Origin of the sequence: Bacillus sp. TH17, from assembly GCF_016651125.1 — a bacterium.
GTDB lineage: Bacteria > Bacillota > Bacilli > Bacillales > Bacillaceae_G > Bacillus_A > Bacillus_A mycoides.
In genome coordinates, this window is record NZ_JAEKEN010000001.1 from 102019 (window position 1) to 117764 (window position 15746).

Genomic DNA, 15746 nt, shown 5'->3' on the forward strand with positions numbered 1-15746 from the left:
ATATGAAATTGCTAACTTTAAATTGTCACTCTTGGCAAGAAGAGAATCAAATTGAAAAAATAAAGTATCTTGCTAAAGCAATTCAAGAAGAAGATTATGATGTGATCGCATTGCAAGAAGTAAGTCAGTCTATACAAGCTGAAAATGTATGCGGTAACAAGAAAAAAGATAATTTTGGGCTTTTACTGCTAGAAGAGTTAAGAGCATTAAATGTAAAAGAATACAATATTATTTGGGATTTCTCTCATATTGGATATGATGTGTACGAAGAAGGATTAGCAATTATAACAAAGCACAACATTGTAAAGGAAGATACGTTCTTTGTCTCAGAAAATAAGGATACAACGTATTGGAAAACACGCAAAATTGTAAGTGCAACAATTGCTTATAATGATAAGAATATAACGTTTTATTCTTGCCATCTCGGTTGGTGGAATGATGAAGAAGAATCATTCAAAGACCAAGTTGATCGTTTAATGGAGCGTGTAAATAGCAATGAACTTTCCTTCTTAATGGGTGATTTTAATAACAATGCTCGTTTGGAAGGAGAGGGTTATGAGTATACGATGCAAAAAGGTTTATATGACACATATGAACTAGCGATAGAGAAGGATGAAGGAACAACTGTCCAAGGAGAGATTGCTGGTTGGGATGAAAATAAACAAAACTTACGAATCGACCTAATATTAAGCAATCGAAGTAAAACAGTTAATTCTTCAAAAGTCATTTTTAATGGAACAAATCGAAATGTAATTTCTGATCATTTCGGTGTAGAAGTACAATTAGATATATAATAGAAGAAACCCTCACAGATAATGAAAAGCTGGGAGGTTTTTTTGATAAATACAAGTATTCCCAAGAGAAAATACTTGTATTTTTTATGACATTTCCTATATATTTGTTATTATTGAATGTAAAACTAATTTGGTCATTTTGTATGCATACTTTTTTTACTTCGTTATATAATGAAGTAAGTGAAATATTTAATGGGAAAAATAGTATGTTTTCGTTTAATCCACGATGTAGAAAGTGATATAATTGCAAAATGTATGTATCATTTTCCAAAGAAAGAAAAATATATAATTAGGTGATTGCTTATATGAAACAGATTTGGCGTATTTATAAGACAGATTTACGGAATGTAGCCAAACATTGGGCTGCAATTGTTATTGTTTTAGGGTTAATGATTTTACCATCGTTATATGCATGGTTTAACATTAAAGCTTCTTGGGATCCTTACGGAAATACGAAAGGAATCCAGATTGCAGTTTCTAACCAAGATGTTGGATCAAATTTAAGAGGGAAAGATATTAACATCGGGAAAGAAATTGTAGATTCACTTAAGAAGGACAAAAATTTCGGGTGGAAGTTTGTTGATGAAAAGCAAGCAATTTATGGAGTAGAGCGTGGAGATTATTCCGCAAGTATTACTATTCCAAAAGATTTTTCTGAAAAGATTGCAACGGTCTTGAATGAAAATCCACAGAAACCAGAACTTGATTACTATGTAAATGAAAAAGTAAATGCGATTGCACCGAAAATTACAGCTAAAGGTGCATCGGGTCTTACAGAAGAGGTTAGTAAAAACTTTGTTAAAACAGCAAACGGTGAGATTTTTGAAATCTTCAATGACCTTGGAATCGATTTAGAAACTAACTTACCAAGCATCGAGAAAGTAAAAGATCTTGTATTTAAATTAGAAGCGCAGTTCCCAGAAATGAATACACTTATGGATAAGGCGTTAGATGATGCGACTCGAGCAGAAGATATCGTGAAAGTAGCACAAAAAGATCTACCTGTTGTAGAGAGTGTAATAAATGATGGGCAAGAAGCGTTGGCAAATTTAGATAAGTTCTTTGCAAGACAAGATCAAACATTAAAGAATGCTCCAGGAACGATAAGAAATGATTTAGTAGCAGCCAAAGGTGTTATGGATAGTGCAGCTGCATTTACTGACTTTTTAATGAATCCGGGTGTGGATCTAGCTATTCCTGATTTGTCTGGAATGAATGGATTGCCTGAATTCCCAGCGAGACCGGACCTTTCTAAGTTGAATAGTGATGGTTATAAAAATATAGCGCAAAATATTAATCAAACAGTCAATAATGTTTTAAGTTCATCCCGTGCAGGAACAGCTTATGCACAAAGTGTTATGGATGGATTGCAAAATGGGAGCGTTGACCCAGAGATAGCTAAGAAAAATATTTCAACTATATCTAATAATCTTCAAACGCATATTGACAATCTCTCTTATGTAATTGATGTTATGGCTCGTTTAGAGCAAGGAGCTCAAACTGAGTTTGGGCAAAATTTCTTTAAAACAAGAAAAGAGCATTTAACAGCTATTAAAGATGGACAACAAGATTTAAATAATCGATTTAAACGTTTAAATGATTTGATTAGCACAGGTCAAGAAGTAAAACAAGATGTGCGAGATGGAATCAATCAGAAACTAAATGAAACAAATGCTTTAATCGATCGAGCTGAAAAAGATTATAATGAAACATTTGTAGCAGATTATCAAAAAGCAGTTAGTACAGTAGATCAAGCTAAAGTTGATGCAAATGCAGCATATGATAATGCAAAAGCAGATTACGATAAAGCGAAAAATGGCCTTGAAGGTGCTAAAGCAGATTTACAAAAAGCAAAAGAAGATATACAAAATAAAGGTGTTAACGGTTTAGATTCAACAAAAGTAGCTTTAAATAGCTTAAATGGTCAATTCCAATCTGGAATCGGTTTAATTGATGATATGATTCCAGTTCTAGAAAGCACAAATAAGGTTTTAGCAGATGTAAATAGTGATAAAAACCTTAATAATGGAATTACAAAGTTAAATAAAGCGAAAAGTAGTTTACAAAAAGGTGTAGAGGCAACGAATAAGGGTATTACACTTCTTAACAATGGCCAGAAACCGACAAAAGATGTAATTGAAAGTATTAACAATGCTGCGAAAGGCGGATCAGCTCAATTAGCAGATGTATTATCGACGTATGATGCAGAAATTGTACCAGGCTTCAACACAGCAATTGCTCGTACAAAAGAGATGTCGAAAAATACAACTCAAATTTTAAATGATGCAGACAAAAAGCTTCCAGATGTTAAAAAATTACTAGAAGATTCATCCAAAGGCTTAGTAGACGGTAGAAAGAAATTAGCAGACATTAAAGCTGAAATGCCGGAGACTGAGAAAAAGATTAAAGAATTAGCAGATAAAATTCGTGATTTTGAATCTGAAGAGGATATAAAAGACATCATACGCTTATTAAAGAATGATGTTGAAAAGCAAAGTGACTACTTTGCAAATCCAGTAAATTTAAAAGAGAATAAATTATTTGCAATGCCGAACTACGGTTCAGCAATGTCACCATTCTATACAGTGCTTGCATTATGGGTAGGCGCATTATTAATGGTTTCATTATTAACGGTAGAAGTACACGAAGAGGGCGCGAATTATAAGAGCCATGAAGTTTACTTCGGACGTTTATTAACATTCTTAACGATAGGTCTTTCACAAGCGTTTATCGTATCAATGGGAGATATATTCTTACTCGGTACGTACGTAGTCGATAAGTTCTGGTTTGTGTTATTTAGTTTATTTATTGGGGGAGTCTTTGTTTGTATCGTATACTCACTCGTTTCTATTTTCGGAAACGTTGGGAAATCGATGGCGATCATTTTACTTGTACTGCAAGTAGCGGGATCAGGCGGAACATTCCCAATTCAAATGACACCACCGTTCTTCCAAGCAATTTATCCGTTCTTACCATTCACATATGCAATTAGTGCAATTCGTGAAACAGTTGGCGGAATGCTTTGGGATATAGTAACTAGAGATTTACTTGTGTTAAGTGTTTTCGTAGTAGTTATGATTGTGGCTGCGTTATTACTGAAAACACCAATTAACAAATCAAGTGAAAAGTTTGTTGAGAACGCAAAAGGAAGTAAAATTATTCATTAAAAATAAAAGGTTCCTACCGATAGTGGTAGGAACCTTTTTGTTTAATCAAATTTTAATTTCTTTAATGCTTCTGCGAATGGATTGTTTAATGGTTCTTCTTCTTTGTTCTGCTGTTTCATATATTTTTGAACGTCGCGTTTATCAGCTTTGCTGCCGGATTCTTTTTTACGTCTCTCTTGGAATGTAGAAAGTTTCTCACGATAGCCACATTTACATGCGAAAATTTGGCCTGCTCCTTCACCACGAAGTTCTAGTTTCTTTTTACACTGAGGACAGCGTGCATTTGTAGTGCGGGATACATTTTTACGGTGACCACATTCGCGATCTTGGCATACAAGCATTTTACCTTTTTTACCGTTTACTTCTAACATTGGTTTACCACAGTCTGGACAAGACTTCGTTGAAACGTTGTCGTGTTTATATTTCTTATCACTCGATTTAATTTCAGCAACAATTTCTTTCGTATAGTTCTTCATTTCTGAAATGAATACTTCTTTCTTTAATTTTCCTTTAGCGATAGCTTCTAACTTTTGCTCCCATTCACCAGTTAGTGTAGGAGATTTCAGTTCTTCTGGCACTAAATCAAGTAACTGACGGCCTTTTGAAGTAATGTGAATATCTTTACCACGTTTTTCAAGCAAGAACGAATTGAATAACTTGTCGATAATATCAGCTCGTGTAGCTACAGTACCTAATCCACCAGTTGACTTTAACGTGTCAGCAAGTTGTTTGTTTTGCGTATCCATGTATTTTGTTGGGTTTTCCATCGCTGAAAGTAATGTTGCTTCATTAAAACGTGCAGGTGCTTTCGTTTGACCTGATGTTTGGACAATTAGTTTTATGTTTAATGTATCGCCTTTTTCGATGCGAGGTAAGATTTGTTCTTTTACATCATCGCTTGCATCATCATCTTCAAATCGATTTTCATAAACCTCTTTCCAACCAGCATGTAAAATCGTTTTTCCGCGTGCGATGAACGTTTCGTCACCAATTTTCGTGCGCAATGTTAGTTGTTCATATTCAAAGGCCGGGAATAAAACAGCTAAGAAACGTTTTACAACTAAGTCATAAATTTTACGTTCTTTATCTGTGAAAGCTGAGAAGTTTACATAGCTCTCTGTTGGAATAATTGCGTGATGATCACTTACTTTACTATCATCAACAAATGATTTATTAGATTTTACAGGTTTCTGCAATACTTTATGTGCTAAAGGACGGTATTCTCCAACTCCGCAAGCCTTCAGACGCTCTGGAAGTGTTCCGACAATATCAGATGAAATATAGCGTGAATCTGTACGAGGGTACGTTAAAACTTTATGCTGTTCATATAATTTTTGCATAATGTTTAATGTTTCTTTCGCAGAGTAACCAAATATTTTATTCGCATCACGTTGTAGCTCAGTTAAATCGTAAAGACCAGGAGCGAACGATTTCTTTTGTTTTTTATCAATGTCTACAACAGTAGCATTTTGTTTACTAATTTTGTTCACGATTGCATCAGTTTTTTCTTTATTAAAGCTACGGCTATTTCCTTTTGTATCTTGCCAAGTTAGCTTTAATCTCTCAGCTGTTTGAGCTTCGATACCATAGTAAGTTTGAGCTTTGAAATGTTTGATTTCATCTTCACGGCTTGCAATCATGGCTACAGTAGGTGTTTGAACACGACCACAATTTAGTTGGGCATTAAAGCGAGTAGTTAATGCTCGAGTTGCATTAAGTCCGATATACCAGTCAGCCTCTGAACGTGCGACAGCTGAAGCGTATAGATTGTCATATGCTTTTCCTGGTTTTAAATTTGCGAAGCCATCTTTAATTGCTTTATCGGTAACAGATGAAATCCATAGACGTTTAATCGGTTTCTGCATTTTAACTTTATCGATAATCCAGCGTGCGACCAACTCGCCCTCACGACCGGCGTCAGTAGCTATAATGATTTCATTTACATCTTTTCTAAGAAGCTGACTTTTTACAGCGTTAAACTGTTTCCCTGTTTGTTTAATAACGGTTAGTTTTAAACGCTCCGGTAGCATTGGTAAATCTTCTAAATTCCACTGTTTATATTTCACATCATAGCTTTCTGGATCAGCTAATGTAACGAGATGACCTAAAGCCCAAGTAACAATATATTTACTACCTTCAAGATAGCCGTTCCCTTTTTTATCACATTTCAGTACACGTGCGATATCACGTGCAACAGAAGGTTTTTCAGCAATTACAATACTTTTTGCCATATTTAAAAACATCCTTTCAAATTTCCATACGTTAAATATAGCATACATCTTTGTTCGATTCAGTCTTGCTGACGGTTTGAGTTATTTGTGGTGAAATATACGTGTGAGAGTTTTACTTATATAAAGGCGAAGAATGGTTGAACCAGGAGAGTTATGATCTCTATCATTCTATAAAAGTAAAGAACTTGTTATTTTACTAGAATAAGAGTAGACTTTGAAGTAGATGAATAATAAACACATGGGAGTTTGTGGATGCAAACTGAGAGTATGACTAGTCCGTCATTGACCATTTGAACCTGTTGGATAATGCCAGCGTAGGGAGAGTGTAAAAGCACATGTTCAGGCACTTTGCGTACGCGCAAAGTGCCTTTTTGTGTATCTCCCATCACTATAGTTAGGAGATGAAGAGGATGAATATGAAAGAAATTAGTAAAGTAGTGGATTTGGTGAGAGAGTCTAATCCACTCGTGCATAATATTACAAATGTTGTTGTAACAAATTTTACAGCAAACGGTTTGTTAGCATTAGGAGCATCACCTGTAATGGCGTATGCAAAAGAAGAAGTAGCAGAAATGGCTAGCATTGCGGGAGCCCTTGTTTTAAATATGGGTACACTTCGTCCTGAAGAGGTAGAAGCGATGTTACTTGCTGGTAAATCAGCAAATAAGAAGGATGTCCCAGTATTGTTTGATCCAGTTGGGGCAGGAGCAACTTCTTATCGAACAGAAGTTGCGAGATATATTCCAGCTGAAATCGATTTAGCTGTTATCCGCGGAAATGCAGCTGAAATAGCTAACGTTATTAATGAGCAATGGGAAATTAAAGGTGTAGATGCTGGTACTGGAAACGGTAATGTTGTAAATATTGCAAAACAGGCAGCGGATGAATTAAATACAGTTGCGATAATTACTGGACAAGAAGATGTTGTTACAGATGGAGTGCGAACTATTCTTATTCGAAATGGCCATCCTATTTTAACGAAAGTTACTGGAACAGGTTGTTTACTAACTTCTGTAATAGGAGCATTTGTAGCGGTAGAAAAGGATTATGTAAAGGCAGCAGTAGCCGCATTAACATTCTATGGAGTAGCAGCAGAAATAGCGGCTTCGAAAACAGTAGAGAGTGGACCAGGAAGCTTTCAAATTGAATTTTTAAATCAGTTAGCGAATACAACTTCAGATGATATTGAGAAGTATGGAAAGATTGAGGTTATACAGTAAGGAGGGGAACTAGATGTCGCGCATTACAATGGATGAAATGTCTAGGGTATTACCAGTATATTTTATTATGGGAAGTAACAATTGTACGAAGGAGCCACTACAAGTATTGAGAGATGCACTAGAAGGTGGTATAACAATTTTTCAACTTCGTGAAAAGGGAGAAGGGGCTTTAACGGGAGAGAAACGTATTGATTTTGCGAAAGAACTACAAGCGCTTTGCAAGGAGTACGGTGTACCATTCATCGTAAATGATGATGTGGAACTAGCCCTCGAGTTAGATGCAGATGGCGTGCATGTTGGACAAGATGATGAAGGAATTACATCTGTTCGTAAAAAAATGGGAGATAAAATTATTGGAGTATCTACACATACAATTGAAGAAGCACGCTGGGCGATTGAAAATGGAGCCGATTATTTAGGAGTTGGTCCAATTTTTCCGACGAGTACGAAAAAAGATACAAAAGCGGTTCAAGGAACGAAAGGTCTAAAGTATTTTAGGGAACAAGAGATTACAATACCGATCGTTGGGATTGGTGGGATTACAATTGAAAATACAGCTTCTGTTATAGAAGCGGGTGCGGATGGTGTTTCAGTTATTTCAGCGATTAGCTTAGCGGAATCTGCGTATGAAAGTACGAAGAAATTAGTTGAGGAAGTAAATAAGAGTTTGTAGAGTCGCAAAATGAGTTGTTTCGTTTATCCTGCTATTTGTGGGAGTCTTACGCTGGTAAAAGCCCGATTGGTACGGGCTAATAAGCAGTGGGGAGATGAACAAAATCCACTGATTAAGGTTTCAATTTATTTAAACAAACGTTTGATTAAAAAAGCACAAACCCTTTAAAATTGTAGGTTTGTGCTTTTATCCCGCTATTCGCCGGGCAGTAAAACTCCCACCTCAAAATTCGGCTTTAGCAAAGAGGTTAGGTGGGAGATCAACTGCCCGTAAAAGCCCGATTGGTGCGGGCTAATAATCAGTGGGGGATGAACAAAACCCCCCACTGATTAAAGTTTCACTTTATTTAAAACATAATTGAAATTAAGAGCATTCCAATTCCAATAGAAGTAAAGGTTGCGATCAGGCCCGGAATCATAAAGCTATGATTTAAAACATATTTACCAATTCCTGTTGTACCAGTACGGTCAAAGTTAATTGCAGCAACGATTGTCCCGTAGTTTGGAATGAAGAAATATCCATTTACTGCAGGGAACATCGCAATAAGTAATGCCGGCGGAATACCAAGTGATAGTCCAAGTGGCACTAAAGCACGAACTGTTGCTGCTTGGCTATACAGTAAAATAGATAGAATGAATAGTGCAATAGCAAATAGCCATGGTGCACTTGTCACTAAGTGTTGAATTGATCCTTGAATTATATTTAAGTTTCCGTTGAAGAAAGTATCTCCCATCCAAGCGATACCAAAAATAGCAACAACTGCTGTTGCGCCTGCTTTAAAGACGTTACCAGTTACAATGCTTTCCACATTTGGTTTACAGAAAATAATAATAAGAGCAGCAATGGTTAACATGACCATTTCAATTGTGTTTGGCATGGAAAGACGAGCTAACTTCCCGTCAACCATCCATCCCGGACGAAGGGCTTCAAATGAACCAAGAAGTACGACAAGGAAAGTTCCTACTAGGAAAAGGATAACTGATAATTTAGCGCCTTTTACACCCGCAAATTCTTTTTTCTCTTCAAGTTTAGGGATCATTCCCTCTTTTAATCGCTTCAAGTATTCAGGGTCTTCATTTAATTCTTTTCCCATTTTACTAGCAACGAATGCAGCTACCATACAAGCAATAAAAGTAGAAGGGATACTGACTTTTAAAATATCTAACAAGGTGATTTTATAGTCGGCTAACATTGCTAAAAGTGCAACTGTTGCAGCCGATATTGGACTAGCTGTAATTGCCTGCTGGGAAGCGATAACGGCAATTGACATTGGTCGTTCAGGTCTAATTCCTGATTCACGAGATACTTCGGCGATAACGGGAAGTACAGAATAAGCGACATGACCAGTTCCCGCGCATAGCGTGAATAAATAAGTAACAATAGGAGCAAAAAATGTAATGCGCTTTGGATTTTTTCGTAATGCTTTCTCAGCAAGGTAGACAAGGTAATCCATTCCTCCAGCAGCTTGCAAAGCACCGGCAGCTGTAATTACTGCTAAAATCATAAGCATTACATCAATAGGAGGGGCTGTAGGTTGTAAGTGGAAGACGAAAACAAGTATTGCCATACCAACGCCACCCATTACTCCTAGACCAACTCCGCCTAGGCGTGCGCCAATAAAAATGCAGAGTAGTAACGTAAGAAATTGTAGCCAAAACATGATAAACTACCTCCGAAATTCGTAAGTTAAGATATATTCGAATAATTTAATTTGAATGAAAATTAAATAAATATCCGTGATAATCCTTATTTTATATACATTTTTTATTATATAACACAAGAAATGTAACATTCACGTACTTTGTTAAATTATTTCGAAAAAATAATCCGTTAAAACTTTATATTTATATGTACAAATGGGTGGACATTTTAATTTTTATGTTGTAATCTTTGAAAGAGAATATTGTAATTCTCATAGAACTCCCATATCGTTCAACTCGTTCAGCGAGAAAGGCAAACTGATGGAAACATGAGGACGCAAAACTACAGGAGCTAAGGTCGAAAGGCTATGCTAGCCAGTTACCGGACGGATAGGGTTGGTCTTGGCCAATGCTTTTACATTGGTCTTTTTTTATTCTCGAACATATTGAGAATCATTTCTAAACAAAATATTCGTATATTTTGTTTTTTTTGTTTTTAATTTTGATAATTAAGGAAGGTGAATATTAGTGAAAAAGTATTGGCATAAGTTATCATTTCTTCAAAAGAACGTCTTATTAACTGTCTTAGTTATTTTGACGCTTGTTGGAAGTATGGGTGCATTAAGCTTCAACATGTTTCAAAATAGTATGATGTCTTTATTTGAAAGACAGTCTATTGAAACGGGAGAGATAGTGCTAAAAAAACTGGATGTAGAATTAGTTAGAGACATGACGAAAGATCCTACAGCCGAAAGAGTGAAAAAAGAAAAGTTAACAGGGCAATTAGATGAAGTGTCAAAAGAATTGAAAAGTGTTGGACAAACGTATGTTACAGGAGCAAAAGCGAATGAAAAGCGAGAGTTACAAATCGTTGGTTTGACTACAGAGTTAACAAATGCAGTCCCTGTAAAGCCGGGAGATTATTATGAACAACCCGCTCATTGGATGAATGCATACGATAAAGTGATGGATACGAAAAAGGCTCAGATGACAGAAGTATATGAAGATGAATTAGGTTCGTGGGTGACAATATTAGAGCCAATTACAGATGGAGAAAACAATATTGTTGCAATTGTTGCGGCTGACTTAGATGCTTCTATCGTTCCTAGTACAAAGAAGAATTTTGTGATACAGGGTATACTCTTTATTATTATTTCATTAGCAATGGCAACTATTACTCAATTCTTTATCGTACGTCACTCGTTAGCTCCATTAAAAGATTTACGAGAGGGATTACGTAAGATTGGTGAAGGTGATTTAAGTATTAAATTAAAAGAAAGACCAGATGATATTGGAATTATTAATATATATTTCAATAACACGATTGATAAATTTAAAGGGATTATAGATAAAGTAAGACAGACTGCTGAGCAAGTTTCTTCTTCTTCACAAGAATTGTCGGCAAGTACAGAGGAAAACAGTATGGCAGTTCAAGAGATTGCAAGTTCTATTGAAGGTTTAAGAGTAGGAGCGCAATCTCAAGAAACTTCAGTACAACAATGCCTAGGAATTGTACATGGAATGGAAAATAAGGTAGAAGAGATAACTGGGGCTGCGAAACAAGTTGCAGTTGCTTCAGAAGGTATGGAGCAACATTCAATTGAAGGTAATGAAGTCATTGGACAAATCATTAATCAAATGAGTTTAATCCAAAATGCAGTACAAGATTTATCTTCTATCATCTATTCGTTAGAAACAAGGTCAAAAGAAATTAGTGATATTGTAACTGTAATTACAGGTATTTCAAATCAAACAAATTTATTAGCCTTAAACGCTTCTATTGAAGCTTCACGTGCTGGAGCAGCTGGAAGAGGGTTTGCAGTTGTTGCTGATGAAGTGCGCAAATTGGCAGAACAAACTGAAACGTCAGCGAAAGATATAGCGAAATTAATTAGTGAAACGCAGACTGAAACAGAAGAGGCCGTAGTTTCAATGCAGAAAGGTTCAAAAGAAGTAGACTCTGGAATTACTCTTGTTCAAAGTAGTGGTGCGTTCTTCGAGAAAATTTCAAAGTCAGCACAGTCTGTTACAGATCAAGTTAGGGCTGTTTCTAGCAACTCAGGTGATATTTTACAAAATAGCCAGAATATCGTTCAAGTCGTAAATGAATTATCACATATCGCGAATACTTATGCGAATAGCAGTAGTAATGTTGAAGAAAGTATGAAGGAGCAAGAAATATCAGTACAAGATATTGCAGAATTAGCTACATCTTTAAGTTGGCTTTCACAGGAGTTACAAGAGTTGATTGGAGAATTTAAAAGTTAATAAAAAATATAAGGTGTAGATATAATCTGCACCTTTATTTCTTTAATTAATAGTCTAATATCTAAATTTAAGGATGTTAGAAGTAAAACTTTAATCAGTGGGGGATGAACACCCCTACTGATTAAAGTTTTACTTTATTTTATGGAGAGCGAGAGGATTCAGTATGAGTATTTTCTTAAAACGTTCATATGTGGAGAGATATGAACAATTTTTGCAACAAAATTATGAACCACTTATGATACCGAAGGATTTTCAAGTAAACGAATATAAGCAGATGAAAATTGAGGATATACAAGCGATCGAACATAGTAAGTTAGATATCATAGTCGCTACTTTTGTATGGTTGCATCATGTTAGTAATGAAAAATGTATAGTGATTCCTCATTATATGGAACAGAGTAGTTATCCGTTATGTATTACGATTTCAGAGGAACTTTCTTATGAAGAGCTAAAAGTAGAAATTAATAATCAAATTGTGCAGTTAGAAAACATGGAAGAAGTACAAAAGGTATTATTACAATATGATGAGGGAAAATGGGGGGAACCTGCAGTTACAGTAGGAAAAGAGAATAGAAATAGTCAGTTGAACTTTATTGAATTAAAGAATAATTACTTTGAGGTTTCTTATAATAAAATGCAATTGGAAGAAAAAACAGCGACTCGTTATATAGAGCAAATTGAGTATGTATTACAGCAAGGAATTACAAACGAGAAGCAATGTATTGTAGCTATGGATATTATTCCAGAAGAAGAGTTAGCAATATATAAAGAGATAAATCATACAGAAGTACCATATCCGAATAAGAGTATTTCCGATATGTTTTATGAAACAGTAAGGAAGTTTTCAAATCGTATAGCTTTATCTTCGTTAGAAGGAACATTAACATATGAACAACTAAATAAAAAAAGTAACCAAATCGCTCATATGTTATTACATAATGGAGTGAAACAAGGCGATTATGTTGGTATCTTTATGAAGCGAAGTATTGATACGGTAGTAAGTTTATTAGCGGTTTTAAAAGCAGGCGCTGCGTATATTCCAATCGATCCAGATTATCCTGCCAATCGGGTGCAGTATATTATTGAGGATAGCCAATCGAAATTAGTGCTAACAAAAGAAACAAAAATTCCGTATGAAGGCATTCGAGAGTTGTCTCTTTATAATCTTGAAAAATTTTCAGATGCAGATGTGAAATTGTCAATTCATCTTGATGATATTGCATATATGATTTACACATCAGGTTCTACAGGAAACCCGAAAGGAACAATGCTTGCGCACCGCGGGGTAGTTAATTTATGTACATGGATGCAAAGACATTATGAATTAACTGAAGAAGATATTTTTGCACAGTTCCCATCATTTAGTTTCGATGCGTCTATTTGGGAGTTATTTGCTTCATTGTTCTGTGGTGGAAATGTATATGTTTTATTAGATGAGCAAAGACTTTCAGTCGATGCTTTTGCAAATGCAATTTATAAAGAAAAGGCAACATCTATTTTAGGATTAGCTACAATTTTCTTACAACAAGTAGCAACATACCTTCCAGATGAAAGTAAATATAAGTTGGATTCATTAAAGAGAATTGCAGTTGGTGGAGAAATGCTTACTGCTGAAGTAGTGAAATTATGGCGACAGAGAATTGGTACTCATGTTCAATTGAATAATGCATATGGTCCGACGGAATGTACAATTACAACAACTACTTATCCAATTCCAGAGGAGTTAAATGATAAATTTGCCAGTATTCCAATTGGGAAGCCAGCGGATAATTATAAAGTTTGGATATTAAATGACAATATGAAAGTTTGTCCAATTGGTATTCCGGGAGAATTATATATAGAATCAGTAGGTATCGCGAAAGGTTACTTTAATAAGCCAGAGAAAACAGAAGAAGTGTTTATTCCACACCCCTTAAATTACGATAGTAAGATATATAAAACAGGTGATGTTGTTAAAATATTGGAAGATGGAAATATTGAATTTCTACACCGTAAAGACAATCAAGTGAAAATTAGAGGGCACCGAATTGAACTAGGTGAAATCCAAAATACAATTGCAAAATATGAAATGATAAAAGATGCCGTTGTATTTACGAAGAAAAGTGAAGAAGGTAGTCATTATTTAGTTGCTTTCTATACAACTGTTAATGAAGTTGCTATGGAAACCTTAATACACGATTTAAGAGAACAATTACCAGATTATATGGTGCCATCTAAGTTAATTTATATTAATGAACTGCCACTTACACCAAATAAAAAGGTTGATGTGAAGCGATTAGCACAACTGGAAGAAGAGTATGAGCCAGTTCGTTCACAAGAATATATCGCACCATCTACTGAAGCGGAAGAAAAAATAGCAAAAGCTTGGATTGATGTATTAGGTGTCTCAAAAGTTAGTGTCAATGACGACTTCTTTACAGTTGGTGGGCATTCATTAAAGGTATTACGAGTTTTAACTCTGTTGAAAGAGGATTTTCCGCATTTAACAATTCAAGACTTTTTCCAGGAACGCACAATATATAGGTTATCGCAAATTCAAAGGGAATTAAAAGTAGAGGAAGAAGACGTATTCCGTGAATATAAAGTAATTCATGAACCAGCAACAATTTCACATATAAAAGAAGTGAAAAGCGGTAAAGTTTCAAATATCTTTTTAACAGGAGCTACTGGTTATTTAGGTTCTCACATATTGTATGAATTACTAAAAGATACAACAGCACATATTTATTGCTTAGTAAGACCAACGCAAGATATACAACAAAGAATTGTTAATACATTAACAAATTACTTTAAAAATATAAAAAAAGAATGGCTCCAACGTATAACAGCAGTACCTGGTGATCTTGGGGCAGAGAATCTTGGTATGAGTGAGGAAGAATTTACAGTCATTCGTTCCAAGGTTGATACTGTAATTCATTGTGGTGCAGATGTAAGACACTTTGGAGATGTGGCTCAGTTTGAAAATGTGAATGTGCAAGGAACGGGTCGTATGCTAGCGTTAACTGAAGAAGGAGCGACATTACACTTTGTTTCAACAATTGGTATTCCGATAGAATTAGCGGTGGATCAATGGGATATATATGAAAAAACAGGTGATTTTAACTACGATGTGGTGTTGGAGAATGTGTATTCTAATAGTAAACTACAGGCAGAAAACCTTGTTCGTGAAGCGATAAAAGATGGTGTACGAGGAAATATTTATCGTGCGGGTAACTTAGCTTGTCATTCAAAAACAGGAAGGTTCCAACAAAATATTGAAGGAAATGCATTTTATCGTCTGATTAAAGCGATGTTACTTATTGGACAAGCTCCGAATGTAAAGTGGAAAATTGATTTTACACCAATTGATTTTGCTAGTAAATCGATTGTAAAATATGTACAAGATTCACAAATAGCTGGAGAAATGTTACACATCTGTCACCCATATCAAATTGAATTTGAACATTTTATAAAGCTAATTGAGGAATGTGGATACAATCTTGAAATGGTTCCACTTTCGGAATATGTAAATACCGGGCTTGAATTAGCGAAGGGAAATGAAGTAATAGCAGAGCTAATTGCTTCTCAAGTTGCAGGAGATGGAGCACAGCAATCTGAAATTGTAATGGGTACTCGTAGAACGAATGAATGGATTAAGAAAAAAGAACTGGTAGTGCCAGCGATTAATAAAGAATTTATTCAGCAATTATTAGCTCATGGTGAAGAAGTTGGATATTTTCCGAAAATAATGAAATGATATGTACGCTTTTGTTT

General features: G+C 35.3%; 8 protein-coding genes and 2 riboswitches. Of the genes, 6 read left to right on the plus strand and 2 right to left on the minus strand.

The annotated features are described in order from the left end of the window. The first annotated feature begins 2 nt into the window (after positions 1-2). Positions 3-794, plus strand: a complete 792-nt coding sequence (locus tag JFT95_RS00460; RefSeq protein WP_002029550.1) for an endonuclease/exonuclease/phosphatase family protein — start codon at positions 3-5, stop codon at positions 792-794. A 305-nt stretch (positions 795-1099) separates the two neighbouring features. Beyond that, positions 1100-3961 (plus strand): YhgE/Pip domain-containing protein, encoded by a 2862-nt coding sequence (locus tag JFT95_RS00465; RefSeq protein ID WP_201051109.1) that lies wholly within the window; start codon positions 1100-1102, stop codon positions 3959-3961. A 41-nt stretch (positions 3962-4002) separates the two neighbouring features. On the opposite strand, the gene topB is transcribed toward JFT95_RS00465, so the two are convergent. Continuing rightward, a complete protein-coding gene (gene topB, locus JFT95_RS00470) occupies positions 4003-6192 on the minus strand; it encodes a DNA topoisomerase III (protein WP_201051111.1) in 2190 nt (729 codons plus the stop codon). Positions 6193-6420: 228 nt separating this feature from the next. Beyond that, positions 6421-6530, plus strand: a riboswitch (TPP riboswitch). A 72-nt stretch (positions 6531-6602) separates the two neighbouring features. Between topB and thiM the strand changes: the two genes are divergently transcribed. Then, positions 6603-7412 (plus strand): hydroxyethylthiazole kinase, encoded by an 810-nt coding sequence (gene thiM, locus JFT95_RS00475; protein ID WP_201051112.1) that lies wholly within the window; start codon positions 6603-6605, stop codon positions 7410-7412. A 13-nt stretch (positions 7413-7425) separates the two neighbouring features. Beyond that, on the plus strand, positions 7426-8085 hold the full coding sequence (gene thiE / locus JFT95_RS00480; protein WP_201051113.1) for a thiamine phosphate synthase: 660 nt from the start codon (positions 7426-7428) through the stop codon (positions 8083-8085). Positions 8086-8431: 346 nt separating this feature from the next. Here the strand turns inward: thiE and JFT95_RS00485 are convergent, their stop codons facing one another. Further along, positions 8432-9745, minus strand: a complete 1314-nt coding sequence (locus tag JFT95_RS00485) for an anaerobic C4-dicarboxylate transporter family protein (RefSeq protein WP_002029556.1) — start codon at positions 9743-9745, stop codon at positions 8432-8434. A 282-nt stretch (positions 9746-10027) separates the two neighbouring features. After that, positions 10028-10112, plus strand: a riboswitch (cyclic di-GMP riboswitch). Positions 10113-10253: 141 nt separating this feature from the next. Between JFT95_RS00485 and JFT95_RS00490 the strand changes: the two genes are divergently transcribed. After that, complete coding sequence (locus JFT95_RS00490; protein WP_201051114.1) at positions 10254-11993, plus strand: methyl-accepting chemotaxis protein; 1740 nt, start codon at positions 10254-10256, stop codon at positions 11991-11993. 163 nt (positions 11994-12156) lie between these two features. Continuing rightward, complete coding sequence (locus tag JFT95_RS00495; protein ID WP_207192321.1) at positions 12157-15729, plus strand: non-ribosomal peptide synthetase family protein; 3573 nt, start codon at positions 12157-12159, stop codon at positions 15727-15729. The last annotated feature ends 17 nt before the right edge of the window (positions 15730-15746 follow it).

Excerpts from the sequence above, each read along its gene's own strand:
- topB (WP_201051111.1), bottom strand. The coding sequence starts at position 6,192 with ATGGCAAAAAGTATTGTAATTGCTGAAAAACCTTCTGTTGCACGTGAT.
- JFT95_RS00465 (WP_201051109.1), top strand. The coding sequence starts at position 1,100 with ATGAAACAGATTTGGCGTATTTATAAGACAGATTTACGGAATGTAGCC.
- JFT95_RS00460 (WP_002029550.1), top strand. The coding sequence starts at position 3 with ATGAAATTGCTAACTTTAAATTGTCACTCTTGGCAAGAAGAGAATCAA.
- JFT95_RS00495 (WP_207192321.1), top strand. The coding sequence starts at position 12,157 with ATGAGTATTTTCTTAAAACGTTCATATGTGGAGAGATATGAACAATTT.
- JFT95_RS00485 (WP_002029556.1), bottom strand. The coding sequence starts at position 9,745 with ATGTTTTGGCTACAATTTCTTACGTTACTACTCTGCATTTTTATTGGC.
- thiM (WP_201051112.1), top strand. The coding sequence starts at position 6,603 with ATGAATATGAAAGAAATTAGTAAAGTAGTGGATTTGGTGAGAGAGTCT.
- thiE (WP_201051113.1), top strand. The coding sequence starts at position 7,426 with ATGTCGCGCATTACAATGGATGAAATGTCTAGGGTATTACCAGTATAT.